Raw genomic sequence first — 20,500 nt, 5'->3', positions numbered from 1 at the left:
TAGGTCAATATCTTGATATTATAAACAATATTTCAAAGAACGTTAAAGAGTATTAATCGCTTGCAAAGTCAAATGACTTTAGCAAAGGAGGATAGGCTGTGCTATACAGCGTCTCCGCATGGTATCCTCCTTTGGAGGAGGTGCCCGAAGGGCGGAGGAGGATATTTCTCATAAACCAACATCACTACTCACTCACTACTCATTACTTATAAGAAAAGTACCAACAAACACACAACTAATGCAATAATTGCCACACCTTCAATAAAAGCAATAGCAAGAATCATGTTTGTGCGTATGTTGTCAGCAGCTTCGGGCTGACGGCCAATGGCTTCCATTGCCGAACTTCCGATTTTACCAATACCAATACCTGCACCAATAGCGGCAAGTCCTGCTCCGATAGCAGCACCAAGTTTACTTACTCCAAGAGAAGCTGTAGCAGCTTGTAAAAAGATTGATAGTAACATAATATTTAAGTTTTTAAGTTTATAAGTTCATAAGTTCATGCAAATCAGTAGTTAAAGATGCCTGTAGGGCATTCATATCAATAGAACAATAACGAATCTCCAATCATCACAACTCCGTTAGGAGTTGCACAACATGCACAATGCAACCCGTACCGGGTTGTGGCAGCTTTGTCGTTGGCTTTCTATTGATATGTATGCCCTACGGGCATTGTTTACTCCAGATTCGTATAAGTTTATAACTTCCATTCTATTATTATTTTTCTTGTGCCAAACCAATAAATACAGCCGATAACATGGTAAATACATAAGCCTGAATAAAGGCTACAAGCATTTCTAGCGCGTTCATAAATATACTGAACAGGAAAGATGCCAAGGTAAGTGTACCTTGCAACACGGGTCCCATACTTGCTGCTATAAATATTAAACAGATGAGCACCAGTACTGCCATGTGTCCCGAAAGCATATTGGCAAACAAACGTATCATTAAAGCAAAAGGTTTTATAAATACGCCCAATAATTCAACAAAAGGCATCATGGGTACAGGTACTTTTAACCACATAGGAACATCGGGCCAAAAAATATCTTTCCAGTAATGCTTTGATGCAAACAGATTGATAGCAATAAACGAACAAATAGCCAATACAAAAGTGATAGCAATATTACCTGTAACATTGGCTCCGCCAGGAAAGAAAGGAATCAGTCCCATAAAGTTATTTATGAGAATGAAGAAAAAAACGGTTAATAGATAAGGTGCAAACTTCCTGTAATTCTCTCCTACCCCAGGCTTAATTATATCATCGTTTACCATCATGATTATCATCTCCATAAAACCAATAAAACCACCGGGCGACTGTTCGTTATGGGATTTCTTTTTGTACCATCGGGCTACCGACAGTATTATAACAACCAACAACAAACTACTTATCAGTAAAGAGCACACCAGTTTGGTTATAGAAATATCGAAAGGACGCACTTCTTCGCCCTGAGCGTTGCGCTCTACTACTTTACCTTCGTATTTATTTCCTTCGGGAGCAATGTATAACCCTTGATACTGGCCCCCATTTTCTTCGAACTTCGACGATAAAAAAACATGCCATCCTGTATTATTGCTGTATACAATAATAGGTAAAGGAATACTGATAGCTTTATCGCCCCAATTGGTTATATGCCATTCGTAAGCATCGCCAATATGACCGAATACAATTCCTTTCACATCCACCTGTTGAGTCGGTTTTGCTTCTTCTTGCGAATGGGCATCCAGACTTCTCCATGCGAACAGAAAAATCAGTATGATTGATATTTTAAATGAGTACATAGGAGCCACGTATTATTCTATTTGTTTCCATCGTTTTCGTTTTTCTTTAATGTTATGCAAACCGAAATTTCTTCGCCCGACATTTCAACAAAGCCGTTACATATTTCAATTATTTGTTCACCTTCTTTGTTTACATAAATGAGTTTTCCCTCTTTTAAAGAAGATACAATAGGTACATGGCGTGGCAAAATTGTAAACGAGCCAACAACACCAGGTAATGTTATACTGCTTACTTCTCCTTCGAATATTATTTTCTCCGGAGAAACCAAACTGAGATTTAATCGACTATTCATTTGTTTGTCCTGCTTGTTCTAACAATTCTTTACCTTTAACTATGGCATCTTCAATGGTACCAACATTAAGGAATGCAGCTTCGGGCAAATAATCAACTTCACCATCCAAAATCATTCTGAACCCTTTAATAGTATCCTCAATGGCCACCATTACTCCTGGTACTCCGGTAAATTGCTCGGCTACAGCAAAGGGTTGAGAAAGGAAACGTTGCACACGCCGGGCACGACTAACCGTTAAACGGTCTTCATCCGATAATTCCTCCATCCCAAGAATAGAGATGATATCTTGTAACTCTTTATTCTTTTGAAGTATCTGTAATACCCGTTGTGCTACATCATAATGCTCTTCACCAACAATATGCGGATCGAGCACACGTGAGGTTGATTCTAACGGATCAACAGCGGGATATATACCAAGTTCGGTAATCTTACGACTTAATACCGTTGTGGCGTCCAGATGCGTAAAAGTGGTAGCCGGTGCCGGGTCTGTAAGGTCGTCGGCCGGAACATATACAGCTTGTACAGAAGTTATTGAACCTGTTTTGGTTGATGTAATACGTTCTTGCATAGCCCCCATTTCGCTGGCTAATGTTGGTTGATACCCTACAGCAGAAGGCATACGGCCTAACAAAGCAGACACTTCGGAACCAGCCTGAGTAAAACGGAAAATATTATCGATAAAGAAAAGTATATCACGTGATCCTGTTTCTCCACCCATATCGCGAAAAGATTCTGCAACAGTTAGCCCTGATAGAGCAACCGACGAACGTGCCCCGGGAGGTTCGTTCATTTGGCCGAATATAAGTGTAGCTTGTGATTTTGCAACTTCTTCCGGATCTACTTTAGACAAATCCCAATGTCCGGCTTTCATGCTCTTTTTAAATTCTTCGCCATAGCGGATAACGCCGGATTCAATCATTTCACGAAGAAGATCGTTTCCCTCGCGTGTACGTTCGCCTACTCCGGCAAATACAGAAAAACCGTTATGCTTTTTAGCAATGTTATTAATAAGTTCCATAATAAGTACGGTTTTACCTACTCCGGCACCACCAAACAAACCGATTTTACCTCCTTTAGAGTAAGGTTCTAATAAATCGATTACCTTGATACCTGTATATAGAACTTCTTGTACGGTAGATAAATCTTCGAACTTAGGTGGATCGCGATGAATGGGATATGCTCCTTCCCTATTCAGTTGGTCCATACCATCAATTGCATCGCCAACCACATTCATCAGGCGACCCTTGATTTGATTTCCTATTGGCATGGTAATTGGACCGCCAAGTTGATGAACTTTTAAACCTCTTTGAAAGCCATCGGTACTATCCATAGCTATCGTTCGAACGGTATTTTCACCAATATGCTGTTCTACTTCAACGATAAGGCGCTTACCGTTTAACCCTCTTATTTCTAAAGCATCATGAATACTGGGTAGAATAAGTTCTGCTTCACCCCCTTCAAAATATACATCGACTACTGGGCCGATTATTTGGGAGACATAACCAATTATGTGTGCCATATATGTTCTTTTTGTAATAGCTGTTTTATTTTATGTCTTCCAATAATAGTTAGATAGACAACTTTAAAAAAGTAACAACTAATAAAGCGTATTGTTCATTTTTACTTTTTTTTGTGGTCATTTGAATTTCTTTTAAAATAAACAAAGGCCGAACTTTTTCAAGTTCGACCTTTGTGTATAAGAAAAAAGAGATACAGATTAATAACCTGGATTTTGAACCAGACTAGGGTTAGCGTCTAATTGAGTTTGTGGAATCGGATAAATTTCCTTATTCTTGTCATTACTTGGTTCATGATCCCACCAGGACGCAGTAGTAAACTTACCAAAACGAAGAAGGTCAAGACGACGTTTTCCTTCGAATATAAACTCACGTCCGCGTTCAGCCAATAGTTCGTCCATCGTCAAAGTTTCGATTGTGTATTTAGCATCTGCCCAATCTTCGGGTGCAAAGCAACGTTCGCGGCATTGGTTAATAAGATTAACCACTTCTTGAGTAGCTACACCACCATTTTTACGCATCAACGCTTCAGCTTTATTGAAATATATCTCAGTTAAACGGTACAGCATGTAATGGTTTTCCTTATAATTGGGATCTGTTTGCGGACCACTGCGGTATTTATAGAAACGTGCTCCTGAATTCTCTTCACCATCGGCCATTGTGCTTTTTAAGCCTGTTGGCATTTCAATTGGTGATATATCCGGTTTAGGATTTAACTCGCTTGCACGAGCAATGTAGTTAACATAGATAATGGGCTTACCATTCCATTCTTCACTTCCATTAACAGGGTCTCCAGCCTTCCATCTGCCTTGCGGATCATTGAACTGATAAAATTGCTGACCAAACATAAACCACTCTTTTTTACGAAGATCGTTCTCGGCATACATATTAAACGCAGTAGGAATAACCACCATAGCATTCCATCCGCCATCTTTCCAGTTATAAGCATCGCGAATAGCATCGTAACCACTTAAGAAGCCATCCCAGCCGAAACCAAAATTAGCTTTTTGTGAGTATGCAAATTGGAACAAAGCATCAGGAGCTTCATGATTTGTATTAGAGAAAGTAGTAAGCAAGTCTTGTACTAACTCTGGTTTACCATTGGCAAGCCCACCAGCTTGTCCGCTGATTATTTTATCACAAACAGCAATACATTCGTCGTACATAGAGGTGCCTATAAAATATTCGGCATTTAAATATAGTTCGGCCAACATAGCATAACCTGCTGTTTGAGAAATACGACCAATCAATTCGCTTGAATATGGTAACAATTTAGGAACATTCGTTTCTAATTGTTCTCTACAGTAATCAAAGATTTCTTTCCGGGTATTCGCCTTTGGATTTGTTGGTGTACCTACGGTTTCTATAATAGGCACACTTCCCCATAGTTCTGTAGCTCTCATATAATGGAAAGCACGCAATACATACAACTCGGATACGATGGCTGCCATTTCTGTTTCGGAAATACCAACTGCGGGTCCGTCTAATTTAGCCAAATCTTCCAAAGCAGCATTTACATATCCCAATCCACCAAACAGAAGATTCCAACAATCTTTTCCACGATTTTCACGAGCATCCCAAGTGTGATAGTGCTGACGGAAATGGTCACCCCCATCGTATCCATGACGTCCTTTTTGTGGCCAAGCCAGTTGATCGGAAGATAATTCGGCATGATACCAATATCCATTCTGACCAGTAGGTGCCATCCATGCTTGCATGTGTGTAAAGGGCCTTAGGGCAGCCTGCATTACTTCCAGTTTGTTTCTATAGAAGTTGTCTTTATATAAATCGCTGTATATAGTTTCATCCAGATTGGTACAACTACTCATACCAAGTATTGACGCAAACGTTGCGACAGACAGTATTGTTTTTGTTATTTTATTTTTCATAATTCTTTTCTTTATACTGTTAGAATCCGATACTTACCCCAAATGTCCATGTTTGTGAACGTGGATAGAAATCTCTCTTAGAAACACCAGGTTCAAATCCACCATCGGCAACTTCCGGATCCATACCACTGAAACCGGTAATAGTAAATAAGTTGCGACCAGAAATATAAGCTCTCATGTTACGGATATACGGAGTTTTTAAGTTAAAGGTGTATCCTAATGTGATATTATCTAATTTCACAAAATCGCCCTTTTCAAGATAGTAATCAGAGTATTGTGGATCGTCGTTCAGTTTAGCATGTGTTGTAACAGCACTTTCCAGCACGTTATTTGGCAACCATTTTTTATTCCCAAAGAACATATCTTGAACATTCAGGATATCGAAACCAAACTTACCGCGGAACAAGAATGAAAAATCAAACTGTTTGTACTTGAATGTACTTCCAAGACTGGCTTGTACTTTTGGTGTTCCATTACCAATAATGCTATAGTCATCATTGTTAATTTCTCCTGCATGAACTTTAGATCCATCTTTTTTGTAGAACAACCATTTGCCATCTTCGTCTAAGCCGGCAAAACGTTTACCATAGAAATCACCCATTTTGCCACCTTCTTCCAAACGGAAAGCTTTGCCTAAGTTACCTGGTGAAGGTAAACCATAGAAAGTAAGATAGTTGGCTTTGTACACATCGCCCGATAGTTTGGTTAACTTACTGCTACTTGTAGCAAAAGTAAAATCAACATCCCAACTGAAGTCTTTGGTATCTACAGCCACAGCCGATAGTTGTAATTCAATACCTTGATTTCTGATTGTTCCTACATTGGTCCATACACGATCTTGTACGAAAGGAGGTTTTTGTACAGTATAATCATACAACAAGTCTTTGGTGTCTCTCGAATAGAAATCGAGCGATCCCGACAATCTGCTATTCAATACAGTGAAATCAATACCAAAGTTGATTTCATGTTTTTCTTCCCAACGCAAATCCGGATTAGGATTCTTTGCTGGTCCGTATGTTTCATAATAACTTCCATCTTGCGGATATTTACCACCGCCACCTAATGTTACTAACGACTGGTAGTTAGGAATACCTTGATTACCAGTTACCCCATAACCTACACGTAGTTTCAAATCATCAATAAAAGAAATGTTTTTCATGAATTCTTCTTCACTCAATGACCATCCTACAGATACTGATGGGAAGTTACCCCATTTGTTGTTAGCACCAAAACGAGAAGAACCTTCGCGGCGAAGTGATGCCTGAAAATAATATTTGTCAAGAAGTGAATAGTTTACACGACCAAAGAAAGCGATCAATGTGTTATCTTCTTTGAAAGATCCTAAGTTAATGAAGTGAGTAGAATTGTTCTTATCTCGTCCTAAACCTGCTCCTAAATTCCAATCATTGAATGCATCAGTAGAGAAACCTTCGTTAGATACATCGAATCTTTCTAAGGTGTTGTATTGGTAAGAATAACCTGCCATTGCAGTTATAGTATGTATTTCGCTGAACGTTTTACGATAGTCAATTGTTGCTTCGAACTGTTTAGTTTTGTACACTTTGTTTTCTTTCTTGGCATAACCGGTCTTGGTTCCACGTCTGTCCCAGTCGGTCGATTTAGTATATTCGCGATCGTTCCAAATATCTCTTGTATATGCTCCAAGAGCCGAAACAGACAAATCTTTTGTTATGTTGAAAGTAAACTTAGCATCTACCATAGTTGTTTGCTGATCTTGTTCACTTGTACGATTAGCTAAACGCGACATCGGATTGAAGTTATTCCATCCTTGGGTTTCGTAAAAACCATCTTCGGTATAGATAGGAGCTGTTGGGTTTCGTTGTACAGCCTGTTCCCAGAAAGCATTATCACCACCTACTTTATCGACCTTGTTAAAAAGGGTTGATATATTAACAGATGCTTTCAGTCTATCTTGAAAACCTTTTGCATTAACATTTACCCTACCACCCCAACGTTCGTTAGAGTTTCTTTTGGCAATACCTTGATTTTCATTGAAAAAGATAGAAGCACGGTAATTGGTATTTTCCGAACCTCCCGACATAGATAGGTTGTGATAATGACTAACATTATCTTTGTTGAGCAATTCATCCCATAAATCGGTATCTGTTCCAAAATCTTGGTCGGCAGGAATATTGCCTGCTGCAATTTGTTGGCGGAACTGTTGGGCATTCAAGTATTTTGGCTTTCTCACATTCACATCATGAGACACATAACCTGAATAGTCGAATTTGGTATCACCACCTTTTCCTTTTTTGGTAGTAATAAGAATTACACCAGCATTACCACGTGTACCATAGATAGCTGCTGCCGAACCGTCTTTCAAAACGTTGAACGATTCAATATCGTCTGGCTGAACCATTGATAAAGCACTTCTTCCATCGCCAGTACTAATAGGAACTCCATCGATTACAATTAACGGATTACGATCTCCTTTGATAGATGATACTCCACGAAGTTGAATATCGGGTTCGGAGTTAGGGTTGTTACCATTTACACGAGTCATGTTCAACCCAGCTACTTTACCTTGAACCAAATCCATAACATTACGAACAGATCCTTGATTAAACTTGTCGGAACGAACTGTTTCTACAGCCGAAGTTACTTCTTTTCTTTTCAATGTACCATAACCGATAACAACAACCTCGTCTAACGTTTTAGAATCTTCGCGTGCGTTGGTTAGTAACTTGAACTTCTTGTGTTATATAACCAATATAAGAAAATTCAAGTGTACTTCCTTGATTTGCTTGAACAGTGTAGTATCCATCAATATCACTAATGGCACCTATATTGGTTCCTTTTACCAAGATATTAACTCCAATTAGTGGTTCATTTTGTGAGTCAACAACCCGACCTCTTATTTCAGTACTGCTTTGTTGAACAGCCTGAACTTCCGGGAGACTAGCATTAGCAACAGAAAATGAACATGTTCCCAATAGAAATGCAAGAGTACATGTTTTCATCCTCTTTACTATTTGAGGCATTTGTCTCTCAATAATAGAATGCTTCATAATAAATAATTTAAAGTTTAAAAAAAATAATTACTTTGTTTTTTTTGTAATGCAACATGGTTAATCACTATAGTAGATAAACCATGATTAGGTGGTTTTACTTTTTACATAGGCTTCTTTCTCTATTAATTAAACAATATGAAAATCTTTTTACCTCATGAATCTTTTACCTTATAATATTTTCAGATGAGAACGTATATAAATTAGAAATTGCTTGTGCAACTTTTATTCTTAATATGTTCTCTTAGAACTTGGTAATGGAAGTTGTTTAAAAGCAAATAGAGGAGGATAAATAAATGATAAGATATGAAGTTAATGCATATAGTTAATTCACATAACGAATGCATCGCTTTGTGACTATTGAAAAGAATTAGTTCTAAGAGAACTAAGGCCTTTTGGAGGATTAAATTGATGCAGCAAAATTAGAGGAAAGATTAAAAAACAAAAGATACCCTAGATAGTAATTTGCTAAATGGCACTATTGTTTACTGTATTGGCACTATTGTTTACTCGTTGATTAAACTTGTTTGCTTACAGAAATACCGGAATGGGAAAAATTAGGTCTACTAAGTGGAAGAAAGGCTAATATTACTTAGCCTGCATTATACATATTCCAGAATGGAAGGAGTTAAAGGGAGTTATCAGGAGCTTTGCTCCTTAGGAGTTATAGAGTTATAGCTCTAAGATACTTCAAATAAACGTGTAGTGGTTAAAAGAGAGAAGTTGAAAGATAAACAAAGAAGATTTAGGAGAGACAAAAGAGTAATGAGTAGTGAGTGATGAGTAGCCATGCGGCATCGAAAAAAACTCAAAACTCATTACTCAAAACTCACTACTCATTACTGGAGTTTATGAATAACAAGACCAGAACGAAGTTTGGGTTCAAACCAGGTAGTTTTTGGAGGCATAATATTACCTGTATCTGCTATATCCATTAATTGTTTCATTGAAACAGGATAAAGAGCTAAAGCTACCTTCATTTCTCCACTGTCAACACGTTTGCTCAATTCGCCAAGTCCGCGGATACCGCCAACAAAATCAATGCGTTTATCGGAACGGAGGTCTTTAATACCTAGTATTTCATCCAGGATAAGATTAGACGAGATTGTTACATCCAATACACCAATTGGGTCGTTATCATTATAAGTTCCTGTTTTTGCTGTCAGGCTATACCATTTACCTTCCAGGTAAAGAGCAAAGTTATGCAATGCTGTTGGGTTATATATTTCAGTTCCTTTTTCTTCAACAATAAAGTTTTTATCAAGTGCAGCAAGAAATTGTTCGGACGTTAATCCATTGAGATCTTTTACAACGCGGTTGTAGTCGATAATAGTTAACTGATTAGCCGGAAAGCAAACTGCCATAAAGTAGTTATACTCTTCTTTGCCACAATGGTTCGGATTCTGTTGTGCCTTTTCTGCTCCTACCAATGCAGCAGCTGCCGAACGATGATGACCATCAGCAATATAAAGTGCCGGCATCTTAGCAAATTCTTCTGTGATAACTGTTATATCATCATCATTATCAACAATCCAGAATGTATGGCCGAAACCATCACCGGGAGCAATGAAATTGTAAACTGGTTCGGTAGAAGCGTATTTCTGTACAATTGAATCAAGTGCATTATTATCAGGATATGCAAAGAACACCGGCTCAATGTTAGCATCGTTTACACGAACATGCTTCATACGGTCTTCTTCTTTATCACGACGAGTTAATTCATGCTTTTTAATTGATCCTTCCATATAGTCGGGTACATACGCACCTACAACCAATCCGTATTGGGTTTTCCCATTCATTGTTTGGGCATAGATATAGTACTGTTCCTTATCATCTTGTACCAACCAACCTTTTTCCTGAAACATCTGAAAGTTTTCTGCAGCTTTTGCATATACTTTCTCGTCGTGTTCATCTGTTCCAACAGGAAAATCTATTTCGGGTTTGATTATTCTATATAGGGATTTCTCGTTTCCTTCTGCTTCCTGACGCGCTTCTTCGGAATTAAGAACATCGTATGGACGTGAAGCTACTTGTTCTACTAAATGTTTTGGGGGGCGTACGCCTTTGAAGGGTTTTATTGTTGCCATAGGATTAGAAAATTGTTGTCACTGTAGGGGCATCCCTTGTGGGTGCCCAACATACTGCATGAAATAATACATTGCAAACCATCATCAGGGCACCCACAAGGGATGCCCCTACAAGTGTGACAATTATTTAGTTAACTTTAAATTTATCAACACCATCTCTCAGATAGCCTACTATCTGCTCAGCAGCGGCAATACCTGCATTGATATTTGCTTCGGCAGTTTGGGCACCCATTTTCTTTGGGGTTGAGAAATAACGGTCCGGAAACAATTCGCGCAACTTAGAATGAGCAGCAGGCATAATATCCGATAGATATTTGAAATCCTGACGTTCGTCCATCAGCTTGATTAATTCGTCTTCGTTGATAACTTCCTTACGGGCAGTATTTACCAATACAGTACCTTTGGGAGTATCTTTCAGCAAAGCATAATTAATAGAGCCTTTTGTTTCGGGTGTAGCAGGTATATGTAATGAGATTACATTACATGTTTTATATAATTCTTCTACCGAGTTGAGCGGCTTTACTCCATCTTTTTCAATAACTTCTTTTGGGCAGAATGCATCATAAGCATAAATTTCCATACCAAAACCTTTTGCTATGCGGGCAACATTACGTCCTACATTTCCATAGGCATGGATACCTAGCTTTTTACCTTTCAATTCGGTTCCCGATGTTCCATTGAAAAAGTTTCTCACGGCAAGCACCATCATGCCTAAAGCCAGTTCGGCAACAGCATTCGAGTTTTGTCCGGGAGTGTTCATTACACAAACATTGTGAGCTGTAGCGGCAGCTAAATCAACATTATCGTATCCAGCACCTGCACGTACTACGATTTTTAGTTCTTTTGCTGCATCAAATACCTCTGCATCAATAATATCGCTACGGATAATTATGGCATTAGCATCTTTCGCAGCTTCCAACAATTGTGCTTTATCTGTATATTTCTCTAATAGAACTAATTCGTAACCAGCACCTTCTATTACTTTGCGTATACCGTCGACAGCAACTTTAGCGAATGGTTTTTCAGTAGCTACTAATACTTTCATATTAATTTTGATTTTAAAATTTGAATCTTAAGAATTGCTTCTTTCAAACTCCTGCATACAGTCAATTAATGCCTGAACGCTTTCTTTAGGAAGAGCATTGTATGTAGAAGCACGGAAACCACCTACCGAACGGTGTCCTTTCAGTCCAACCATACCTTTTTCTGTTGCAAATTTCAGGAAGTCGGCTTCCAGATCTTTGTATTCGGGAGCCATTACAAAACAGATATTCATGCGCGAACGATCTTCTACTGCGGCAGTACCTGCAAACATCTTGTTACGATCTATTTCAGCATAAAGCATATCTGCTTTTTCTATTGCACGTTGCTCCATAGCCTTCACACCACCAAGTGATTTTATCCAACGCAAAGTTAGCATAGCCGAGTAGATAGGTAATACAGGAGGCGTATTGAACATTGAACCGTTTTCAGCATGTGTACGGTAATCTAACATGGTTGGGATATAGCGCGATACTTTTCCTAAAGCATCGTTCTTAACGATTACGAAAGTAACTCCCGAAGGTGCCAGATTCTTCTGAGCTCCACCATATATACAGATGTATTTAGAAACATCAATCGGACGAGAGAATATATCAGACGACATATCTGCAATAACAGGTACAGGAGAATCAAGATCTTCTTTCAATTCTGTTCCGTAAATTGTATTGTTTGTAGTGATATGAAAATAGTCTGCATCAGCAGGAACGGTATAATCTTTAGGGATATATGTATAATTAGCTTCGGCCGAAGATGCTACTTCAACTGTTTCGCCAAATGCTTTAGCTTCTTTCAGAGCTTTCTTAGCCCAAACACCAGTGTTCAGGTAAGCTGCTTTCTTCTCAAGGAAGTTATAAGGAATCATACAAAACTCCAAACTGGCCCCACCGCCTAAGAACAACACCGAATATCCTTCGGGGATATTGAGAAGTTCTTTGAAAAGAGCTTCTGCTTCGTCAACTACTGCTTGAAAGTCTTTCGATCGATGACTGATTTCCAAGATAGATAGTCCTGAACCATTAAAGTCTAAAACTGCCTTCGCTGTTTCTTCAATAACCTCACGGGGAAGAATAGAAGGACCTGCACTAAAATTATGCTTTTTCATTTGAAGTTTGTTTAGTGAGTTAAACAAATAAGTTATTTAATCATTTCAAGGCGAAATTACGAATAAAATTTTTACCAGCAAATTTTTTACTTGGAAAGTACATATAGTCAGAAAAACACATTATACACTCACAAAACCCACACGCAACACTAAACAATTGAACTGTTATATAACATATTTATTAAAAATAGTCAGCAAAAGAATGGGTAAAAACCGTATATTTATAACAGAATCAGAGCTTTCGGATTTCATTTAGTTATGAGATTCACGGAAAATGGTTTTCATTCCTTTTATTTTCTCACCCGAAACCAATGTTAATAATTGATTGACCTTATTTCTTTTCACTGCTACAAACGAGGTATGCTCTTTTACTTCAACCGGGCCAACATCTTCGCGAGAAAGCATTCCTTTTTTATAAAGAAAGCCTACTACGTCTACTTTATTAAGTTTATCTTTTTTTCCTCTACCTATATATATAGTTACCCATTCTGGTTTTGAGGGTCGGTTTATCTTTTCCGGAAACATGTATTCTTCAATGTTGGCCGAGAGATAATCGGGTAAAGATTCGGATTCGTTTATAATAAGATAAGAATCGCCTTTGCGCTCCCATCTTGCTGTTCTACCATTACGGTGTGTAAAAGCTTCTTCGTTTACCGGAAGATGATAATGAATAATATGTTCTACAGCCGGGATATCTAATCCACGCGAAGCCAAGTCTGTTGATATCAACACGTTGCTGCTTCCATTGCGAAATTTAATAAGCGAAAGTTCGCGTTCGGGTTGTTCCATTCCGCCATGATAGATTTCACCATAAATACCTTTCTCCTTCAGCAATTTATGAATCCGTTGGGCCGAATCCCGATGATTGGCAAAAACAATGCTTTGTTTACCGTTCAGCGAAGACAATAATTTGAATAAGGTATCAATCTTATCTTTTTCTGGTGAAGAAACCCTCCATAGTTTGAGTCTTTCTTCTTCGTTTTCAGCATTAAGAAAGTTTAGTTTTACAGGAGAGTTTATCCTTGTAAAAGCAGGAACCACTTCCATATCTGTAGCCGAGATAAGCATTCTCTTTTTTAATGAAGTGAGCTGTGAGATTATTTCTTCCATTTCATCTTCGAATCCCAGTTCCAGTGATTTATCGAACTCGTCGATAATTAGCGTTTGAATGGTAGTAGGAATTATATTTCCACGACGAATATGATCGGCAATACGTCCGGGTGTTCCAATAAGTATCGAGGGAGTGTTTTGTAAGAGAGATTTCTTTTCTTCCTGAAATGAATGTCCACCATAACAACAATAACTCTTCCACATGGTTTTCATGGATTTGAATACACTGTCTATTTGCAAAGCCAACTCGCGCGAAGGGGCCAGAATCATGGTTTGCACACTGGTAGTGTTATTTACAAGGATATTCAACAACGGCAACAAGAAACCTAATGTTTTACCCGATCCTGTGGGCGAGAGAAGTATAATATCTTTTGTCCTCAATTCGGGATTAGATAATGCCTGTTGCATGGCATTTAATTCTTCTATCTTAAGATTATGAAGAATTTGTTTTATGTTTGATTGATTCATTTTTCGTATCTGATTACTTACAGGGAACAAAGATATACAAAAAATATGGGGTCATCCTTATTAAAGGACAACCCCATATTTTTATTTATTACGCTGGTTATGCTCCAAAGTCGTCGAACATCAACATATTACGTGGTACACCTAAGTCGTAAAGCATCTTTTCTACAGCTTTAGCCATCGGGCCAGGACCACACATGTAGTATTCAATATCTTCAGGGGCATCGTGGTCTTTAAGGTAATTATTCAAAATAACATTGTGAATAAATCCAACCGGACCAGTCCAGTTATCTTCGGGAAGCGGTTCGCTCAATGCAATGTGGAATGAGAAGTTAGGGAATTCTTTTTCCAGTTCACGGAAATCTTCTTCGTAGAATATTTCGGCTTTTGAACGAGCACCATACCAATACGATATTTTCCGATCGGTTATCTTCAATGTTTTCAGTAAGTGAAGAATGTGCGAACGCAATGGAGCCATACCTGCACCACCACCAACATACAACATTTCGCGATCAGAATCCAAAATAGGATGGAACTCACCAAACGGTCCGGAAACCATAACCTTATCGCCTGGTTTAAGCGAGAAGATATACGAAGAACTTATACCTGGAGGCACTTTCATGAAACCACCATTTACTCTATCGAAAGGAGGAGTAGCAATACGTACGTTCAACATTACAATGTCTCCTTCGGCCGGATAGTTGGCCATAGAGTAAGCACGCATGGTTTCTTCATTGTTTGTACAAGTTAAATCCCACATTTTAAATTTATCCCAATCGCCACGGAAACGTTCGTCGATGTCGTAATCAGCATATTTGATATCGTATTTCGGAATATCAATCTGAATGTATCCGCCCGAGGTAAAGTTAAGATGTTCGCCTTTAGGCAATCTAACCACAAACTCTTTAATAAAGGTTGCCACATTTCTATTGGATACCACTTCGCACTCCCATTTCTTAACTCCAAGTACCGATTCGGGAATTTTAATATCCATATCTTGTTTAACCTTCACCTGGCAACCTAAACGCCAGTTGGCTTGTTGCTCTTTACGGCTGAAGTGAACTTTTTCGGTAGGTAGTATTTCGCCACCACCACTTTCAACCTGACAACGGCATTGTGCACAAGAGCCACCGCCACCACAAGCCGAAGGAAGGAATATTTTATTTGCAGATAATGTAGCAAGTAAGTTTGAACCACTTTCTACTTCTACTTCTTTTTCGCCATTAATGGTTATCTTCACACTTCCTGATGGTGACAGATAGTTTTTGGCAACCAGAAGTATAATCACAAGCAACAGAATTACTACCAGGAACACTCCTATGCTTGTTAATATTAAATTCGTCATTGCTGTTTATTTTAAGAATTAAATATTTAAACCAGAGAAACACATGAAGGCCATAGCCATTAACCCTACAGTGATAAATGTTATACCAAGACCGCGTAAGGGTGCAGGTACATCCGAGTAGGCCATTTTTTCACGTATAGCTGCCAAACCTACAATAGCAAGCAACCAACCAATACCCGAACCTAGGGCATAAGTAATAGCACTTCCTACGCCTGTTATGGCTTGTACATTTGTTGGATCCAGGTTAATACGTTGTTGCATAAACAACGAAGCTCCCATAATTGCACAGTTTACAGCAATCAAAGGTAAGAATATACCTAATGAAGCATAAAGTGAAGGGCTAAACCTTTCAACAACCATTTCAACTAACTGTACAATACCAGCAATAACAGCAATAAATAGAATAAAGCTAAGGAAAGTTAGGTCGATACCAAAAATCCCATCTTCGGCTAGTATTTTAGTTTGCAACAAATAGTTTACAGGAAGTGTAACTACCAATACAAATATTACAGCAAGACCTAAGCCTAATGCTGTTTTCACATTCTTCGATACGGCAAGATATGAACACATACCCAGAAAGTATGCGAAAATCATATTGTCGACAAAGATTGAACGTATAAATAAACTTAATATATTTTCCATATCATTTGAGTTTTGAGTTATGAGTTTTGAGTAATTACGATGCCGCAGACAACTCATTACTCCAAACTCATCACTCATTACTTATATTATTTTTCCTGTAACTCTTTCACCTTAGCACGTTGTGCCCATATAATACAAGCACAGATGATAAGTGCCATTGGTGGCATCAGCATTAAACCGTTGTTGATGTATCCCATAGCATAGAATGCTTCTGGAATTACCTGGAAACCAAGTAGCGTTCCCGATCCTAACAACTCGCGGAAGAAACCAACAATAATCAGAATAACAGCATAACCAATACCGTTACCCAGCCCATCAAGGAAAGACTCCCAAGGACCGTTTGCCATAGCAAATGCTTCCAAACGTCCCATTAGGATACAGTTTGTAATAATTAAACCTACATATACCGATAGCTGTACACTTACATCGTAGGCAAAAGCTTTTAAAACTTCGCTTACAATAGTAACCAAAGCAGCTACTACAACCAACTGAACGATAATACGAATACGGTTAGGAATTGTATTACGTAATAATGAAATAATAACGTTGGCAAATGCAACAATTACTGTTACCGACAGCCCCATTACAATAGCCGGCTCAAGCTTTGCTGTAACAGCCAATGCCGAACAGATACCAAGTACCTGCACTGTAACCGGATTATTTATATTTATTGGAGCCGAGAATACTTCTCTATTCTTCTTTGAAAACAATGAACTCATCTTCTTTTGTCCTCCTTGATTATTTAGTTAAAAAACTAGTGTAGTCTTTCAAGTTGTTTTTCAACATATCCTGAACCGCCACCGATGTTATTGTACCGCCGGATATTCCATCAACATATTCCTGACCATCGGCTGTTTTGCCGGGTTTTACCACAGCAATTGAAACTACCTGACCATCTTTCTTTATGTGTTTACCCTTGAACGGCTCTTGAAAACCAGTTGTTGCTATTTCAGCACCAAGACCCGGAGTTTCGCCGGCATGCGAGAAGTATGTGCCATAAACAGTATTCTTGTCGGCATCTAAGGCAACATATCCCCAGATTGCACCCCAAAGACCATTTCCGTTTAAAGGAATAATGTATTTGGTTTGACCATCAACTTCGGCTATAAAAAGAGACAGCTTATCTTCCGACTGTACATTGTAAAATCCACCTTCTTCGGCAACTACATTACCTTTGGTGTCAATAATCTGATCTTTTTTAATATATGTTTTATAAAGTGCTTCTGCATCCTGGCCTTTGGTATCAATCTGCAAAGCACTTAATATTTGTTTCATCTTATCCAGTTCTACATTCTTTGTTTGAATGTCTTTTAATGAAGAAGATGTAAAGGCAAGCACAAATGCTACAATAATAACCATTACCGAAGCATAAATGATAGTATAAGCATTACTATTTGTATTCATATTCTTTTCGGTTAATTGTTAGACTTAATAGCACGTTTTTCTCTGCGCGAGATATTGCTTTGTACCACATAATAATCTATTAATGGAGCAAAAATGTTCATTAACAAAATGGCAAGCATCATTCCTTCGGGATAACCCGGATTCAATACACGGATTACAATGGCCATAACACCAATAAGGAAACCATATATGTATTTACCTTTTTCGGTGCGTGTAGCAGTAACAGGATCGGTAGCCATAAACACAGCTCCAAAGCAGAAACCACCAAGAATAAGGTGTTCCCACCAAGGCATATTTGCCATTGCTGTATCAGGACCAGCTACATTGAAAATCCATGCCATAAATGCTCCTCCAAAGAATACCGAAAACATTACTTTCCAGCTGGCTACTCCTGTTAACAATAAAAGAGCTGCTCCTAAAAGGATAGCAATAACACTGGTTTCGCCAATTGAACCGGGAATTAATCCGGTTATCATATCCCATGAAAAAGGATCGTATCCTGTGGGAGTGGTAGCAACAGATGCATTACCAAGTGCAGTAGCAGCAGTAAGGCCATCAACAGTTGTGCCTAATCCAAAAATACTGTCTTTAGCTACCCAAACGGCATCACCCGACATTTTTGTTGGATATGCAAAGAATAGAAAAGCACGTGTTACTAATGCTACATTAAACACGTTCATACCTGTTCCGCCAAATACTTCTTTAGCAAAAATTACAGCAAAAGCAGTAGCTACGGCAATAATCCATAATGGACAGTCTACCGGAACAATCATTGGGATAAGGATACCCGATACAAGAAAACCTTCTTGTATTTCTTCTTTTTTCCATTGTGCCACGACAAACTCAATACCAAGCCCAACTACGTACGAAACGATTAGTTTTGGAAGCACTGCCAGAAAACCGTAGCCAAACATTTCGATAAAGCTACCTGCTGTTTGTGTAAATTTAAAGTGTTGGTAACCTACATTAAACATACCAAACAATAAAGCTGGTACCAATGCGATTACAACTATCGACATAATTCGCTTGCTGTCGATAGCATCATGAATATGCGTCCCCGATTTCGATGTTGTGTTCGGTGTAAACAGAAATGTTTCAAATCCGTCGAACACAGAGTGAAATGCGTGGAGCTTGCCGCCCTCTTCAAAGTTTGGCTTTATCTTGTCGAGATATTTTCTTAACGCTTTCATTTATTATTAGTTTTGAGTTTTGAGTTTTAAGTTTTGAGTAACAATGCTGATACCTAAAAATAAAACTCTCCGCTTTTTATTATTTGTTTTGGTGTTTTGAGCTTCATGTATTTTGAGTTTCCTTCTGCATAGCAACTTAAAACTCAAAACTTATTACTCAAAACTTATTATGCCATTTCTGCCCGAAGAGCATCAAGCCCATTACGAACAATCTTTTGTAATTCCAATTTAGAAGAACAAACAAATTCGCACAAAGCAAAATCTTCGGGAGCTACTTCGTAAATACCCAATGCTTCCATCCGGTCTATATCTTCAGTAATAATTGCTTTGATTAAATATTCCGGCATAATATCCATTGGTAATACACGATCGTACTCATGCGACATAATCATGTGGCGTTCACCACCTTTAATACGGGCGTCGAGTCTATATCCGCGATTGGTTAGCTTGTCGAATATCCAACTAAAATAGGTGCGGCTAACACTGAACTGATTAAAACGAGGCATTACGAAACCAAGAAACTCGTGTATATCGCTTCCTTCGGGAATTACAGTAAGCTGGTTATCAAAAGCACCTAGATATTCATCTTTAGAAACTTTTTTTCCAGTCAATACATTTCCGCTGATATAGCGCAACACAGCATTTTCATTAACGCATCCTTTAAATACATTGGTAAGTTGTGCACCAACTTTAAGTTTGCAATAAGCCGGTTTAAACACTTCCGATCCGGTTAATGCTACTATACGGCTAAAGTCAATGTGGCCAAGAGTAAACAAGCGTCCTATTAAAAGAACATCTTTTGCAGCAACAGTCCACACAGTTTCACCTTTATTTATAGGAGACAAATGATTGATTTGTACACCCACATTTCCAGCCGGATGAGGTCCGTCGAAAGTGGTAATTGTTACATTCTTAGCTTGTGTAAGGGCTACCGATTTTTGTTTAGCACTGATACTCAAGTAGGTTTTAGCCATTTTGGCAAGTGCATCTAAACCCGTTTGGAATTCTTGCTCCTGCCCTTTCAAGATAAACTCAAAATCAGGGGCTAAGGGTTGGCTGTCGAAAGCCGATACAAAAATACCTTTTGGAGTAACAGTTGGATCGGCAATAATGTCGTATGGTCTTTGCTTGATAAAAGCAAATAAACCAGCTTCCAAAAGACTGGTTTTCACTTCGCTGCCCGAAAGGCTAGACACATTTTTCTTGCCAAACTCTTCGTACTCTTGTACTTCGGAGGCTTTTACTGTTATGGCCAATACTTTACGACGCTCTCCACGTTCAACGCCAGTCACAACTCCGCTTACCGGTGAAACAAATTTTACCTCCGGATGATTTTTATCCACAAACAGAGGACTTCCAGCCTTCACATAATCTTGCTCCTTTACAACTACCTTCGGAGTCACTCCTGTGAAATCATCCGGAACTAATGCATACATTCCAGGTTCTCGCACAGAGAAAAACTCTTCGGCAGGTTTGCCTTGCAAGTTAATATCCAGGCCCTTACGTAACTTTATTACATTTGCCATGCTATTATATAAATAATGGTTTCATAATTTGCCCGCAAAAGTAATAAATAATAATGGGAATAAAGAGAAAAAAGGAAAGAA

General features: G+C 38.5%; 17 protein-coding genes. All 17 read right to left on the bottom strand.

From position 1 onward, the window contains the following. Positions 1 to 206: 206 nt before the first annotated feature. Positions 207 to 464 (bottom strand): ATP synthase F0 subunit C, encoded by a 258-nt coding sequence (gene atpE, locus D0T85_RS10495; RefSeq protein ID WP_163213029.1) that lies wholly within the window; start codon positions 462 to 464, stop codon positions 207 to 209. 253 nt (positions 465 to 717) lie between these two features. Further along, complete coding sequence (gene atpB / locus D0T85_RS10490) at positions 718 to 1,779, bottom strand: F0F1 ATP synthase subunit A (RefSeq protein WP_163213027.1); 1,062 nt, start codon at positions 1,777 to 1,779, stop codon at positions 718 to 720. A gap of 17 nt (positions 1,780 to 1,796) precedes the next feature. Then, positions 1,797 to 2,072 (bottom strand): F0F1 ATP synthase subunit epsilon, encoded by a 276-nt coding sequence (locus D0T85_RS10485; protein ID WP_163213025.1) that lies wholly within the window; start codon positions 2,070 to 2,072, stop codon positions 1,797 to 1,799. Beyond that, positions 2,065 to 3,591, bottom strand: a complete 1,527-nt coding sequence (atpD, locus tag D0T85_RS10480; RefSeq protein ID WP_163213023.1) for a F0F1 ATP synthase subunit beta — start codon at positions 3,589 to 3,591, stop codon at positions 2,065 to 2,067. Before atpD ends, D0T85_RS10485 begins: the two co-directional genes overlap by 8 nt. 198 nt (positions 3,592 to 3,789) lie before the next feature. Beyond that, positions 3,790 to 5,478: a RagB/SusD family nutrient uptake outer membrane protein gene (locus D0T85_RS10475; protein WP_163213021.1), complete on the bottom strand. Its 1,689-nt coding sequence runs from the start codon at positions 5,476 to 5,478 to the stop codon at positions 3,790 to 3,792. Positions 5,479 to 5,497: 19 nt separating this feature from the next. After that, positions 5,498 to 8,116, bottom strand: coding sequence for a SusC/RagA family TonB-linked outer membrane protein (locus D0T85_RS10470; RefSeq protein ID WP_239060694.1), 2,619 nt, complete (start codon positions 8,114 to 8,116; stop codon positions 5,498 to 5,500). A 37-nt stretch (positions 8,117 to 8,153) separates the two neighbouring features. Next, positions 8,154 to 8,507, bottom strand: a complete 354-nt coding sequence (locus tag D0T85_RS22525; RefSeq protein WP_203558456.1) for a carboxypeptidase-like regulatory domain-containing protein — start codon at positions 8,505 to 8,507, stop codon at positions 8,154 to 8,156. 839 nt (positions 8,508 to 9,346) lie between these two features. Beyond that, positions 9,347 to 10,594: a DUF1015 domain-containing protein gene (locus tag D0T85_RS10465; RefSeq protein ID WP_163213019.1), complete on the bottom strand. Its 1,248-nt coding sequence runs from the start codon at positions 10,592 to 10,594 to the stop codon at positions 9,347 to 9,349. A 127-nt stretch (positions 10,595 to 10,721) separates the two neighbouring features. Beyond that, positions 10,722 to 11,639 (bottom strand): NAD(P)-dependent oxidoreductase, encoded by a 918-nt coding sequence (locus D0T85_RS10460; RefSeq protein WP_163213017.1) that lies wholly within the window; start codon positions 11,637 to 11,639, stop codon positions 10,722 to 10,724. 27 nt (positions 11,640 to 11,666) lie between these two features. Further along, positions 11,667 to 12,737, bottom strand: a complete 1,071-nt coding sequence (gene serC / locus D0T85_RS10455; protein ID WP_163213015.1) for a 3-phosphoserine/phosphohydroxythreonine transaminase — start codon at positions 12,735 to 12,737, stop codon at positions 11,667 to 11,669. Positions 12,738 to 12,989: 252 nt separating this feature from the next. Beyond that, positions 12,990 to 14,315 carry a DEAD/DEAH box helicase gene (locus D0T85_RS10450; protein ID WP_163213013.1) on the bottom strand — a complete coding sequence of 442 codons (1,326 nt, stop codon included), beginning with the start codon at positions 14,313 to 14,315 and terminating at the stop codon, positions 12,990 to 12,992. A 97-nt stretch (positions 14,316 to 14,412) separates the two neighbouring features. Beyond that, complete coding sequence (nqrF, locus tag D0T85_RS10445; RefSeq protein ID WP_163213011.1) at positions 14,413 to 15,657, bottom strand: NADH:ubiquinone reductase (Na(+)-transporting) subunit F; 1,245 nt, start codon at positions 15,655 to 15,657, stop codon at positions 14,413 to 14,415. Between the two features lie 18 nt (positions 15,658 to 15,675). Then, entirely contained in the window at positions 15,676 to 16,299 is a 624-nt protein-coding gene (nqrE, locus tag D0T85_RS10440; protein ID WP_163213009.1) for an NADH:ubiquinone reductase (Na(+)-transporting) subunit E, read from the bottom strand. Positions 16,300 to 16,385: 86 nt separating this feature from the next. Further along, positions 16,386 to 17,018 (bottom strand): NADH:ubiquinone reductase (Na(+)-transporting) subunit D, encoded by a 633-nt coding sequence (locus D0T85_RS10435; RefSeq protein ID WP_163213008.1) that lies wholly within the window; start codon positions 17,016 to 17,018, stop codon positions 16,386 to 16,388. Between the two features lie 19 nt (positions 17,019 to 17,037). Further along, the gene (gene nqrC / locus D0T85_RS10430; RefSeq protein ID WP_163213006.1) at positions 17,038 to 17,703 is read right to left on the bottom strand and encodes an NADH:ubiquinone reductase (Na(+)-transporting) subunit C; all 666 of its coding nucleotides are present in this window, start codon (positions 17,701 to 17,703) and stop codon (positions 17,038 to 17,040) included. Positions 17,704 to 17,714: 11 nt separating this feature from the next. Next, positions 17,715 to 18,893 carry an NADH:ubiquinone reductase (Na(+)-transporting) subunit B gene (locus D0T85_RS10425; protein WP_163213004.1) on the bottom strand — a complete coding sequence of 393 codons (1,179 nt, stop codon included), beginning with the start codon at positions 18,891 to 18,893 and terminating at the stop codon, positions 17,715 to 17,717. Positions 18,894 to 19,060: 167 nt separating this feature from the next. Continuing rightward, positions 19,061 to 20,419 (bottom strand): Na(+)-translocating NADH-quinone reductase subunit A, encoded by a 1,359-nt coding sequence (locus tag D0T85_RS10420; RefSeq protein ID WP_163213002.1) that lies wholly within the window; start codon positions 20,417 to 20,419, stop codon positions 19,061 to 19,063. Positions 20,420 to 20,500: the final 81 nt, after the last annotated feature.

This window comes from Bacteroides sp. 519 (assembly GCF_010500955.1).
GTDB lineage: Bacteria > Bacteroidota > Bacteroidia > Bacteroidales > Bacteroidaceae > Bacteroides.
The sequence above is the reverse complement of the archived record's forward strand: the minus strand, read 5'-3'. Positions and strand labels throughout refer to the sequence as shown.

Excerpts from the sequence above, each read along its gene's own strand:
- nqrC (WP_163213006.1), bottom strand. The coding sequence starts at position 17,703 with ATGAATACAAATAGTAATGCTTATACTATCATTTATGCTTCGGTAATG.
- atpD (WP_163213023.1), bottom strand. The coding sequence starts at position 3,591 with ATGGCACACATAATTGGTTATGTCTCCCAAATAATCGGCCCAGTAGTC.
- atpB (WP_163213027.1), bottom strand. The coding sequence starts at position 1,779 with ATGTACTCATTTAAAATATCAATCATACTGATTTTTCTGTTCGCATGG.
- D0T85_RS10425 (WP_163213004.1), bottom strand. The coding sequence starts at position 18,893 with ATGAAAGCGTTAAGAAAATATCTCGACAAGATAAAGCCAAACTTTGAA.
- D0T85_RS10420 (WP_163213002.1), bottom strand. The coding sequence starts at position 20,419 with ATGGCAAATGTAATAAAGTTACGTAAGGGCCTGGATATTAACTTGCAA.
- nqrF (WP_163213011.1), bottom strand. The coding sequence starts at position 15,657 with ATGACGAATTTAATATTAACAAGCATAGGAGTGTTCCTGGTAGTAATT.
- nqrE (WP_163213009.1), bottom strand. The coding sequence starts at position 16,299 with ATGGAAAATATATTAAGTTTATTTATACGTTCAATCTTTGTCGACAAT.
- D0T85_RS10475 (WP_163213021.1), bottom strand. The coding sequence starts at position 5,478 with ATGAAAAATAAAATAACAAAAACAATACTGTCTGTCGCAACGTTTGCG.
- serC (WP_163213015.1), bottom strand. The coding sequence starts at position 12,737 with ATGAAAAAGCATAATTTTAGTGCAGGTCCTTCTATTCTTCCCCGTGAG.
- D0T85_RS22525 (WP_203558456.1), bottom strand. The coding sequence starts at position 8,507 with ATGAAGCATTCTATTATTGAGAGACAAATGCCTCAAATAGTAAAGAGG.
- D0T85_RS10460 (WP_163213017.1), bottom strand. The coding sequence starts at position 11,639 with ATGAAAGTATTAGTAGCTACTGAAAAACCATTCGCTAAAGTTGCTGTC.
- D0T85_RS10465 (WP_163213019.1), bottom strand. The coding sequence starts at position 10,594 with ATGGCAACAATAAAACCCTTCAAAGGCGTACGCCCCCCAAAACATTTA.
- D0T85_RS10450 (WP_163213013.1), bottom strand. The coding sequence starts at position 14,315 with ATGAATCAATCAAACATAAAACAAATTCTTCATAATCTTAAGATAGAA.
- D0T85_RS10485 (WP_163213025.1), bottom strand. The coding sequence starts at position 2,072 with ATGAATAGTCGATTAAATCTCAGTTTGGTTTCTCCGGAGAAAATAATA.
- atpE (WP_163213029.1), bottom strand. The coding sequence starts at position 464 with ATGTTACTATCAATCTTTTTACAAGCTGCTACAGCTTCTCTTGGAGTA.
- D0T85_RS10435 (WP_163213008.1), bottom strand. The coding sequence starts at position 17,018 with ATGAGTTCATTGTTTTCAAAGAAGAATAGAGAAGTATTCTCGGCTCCA.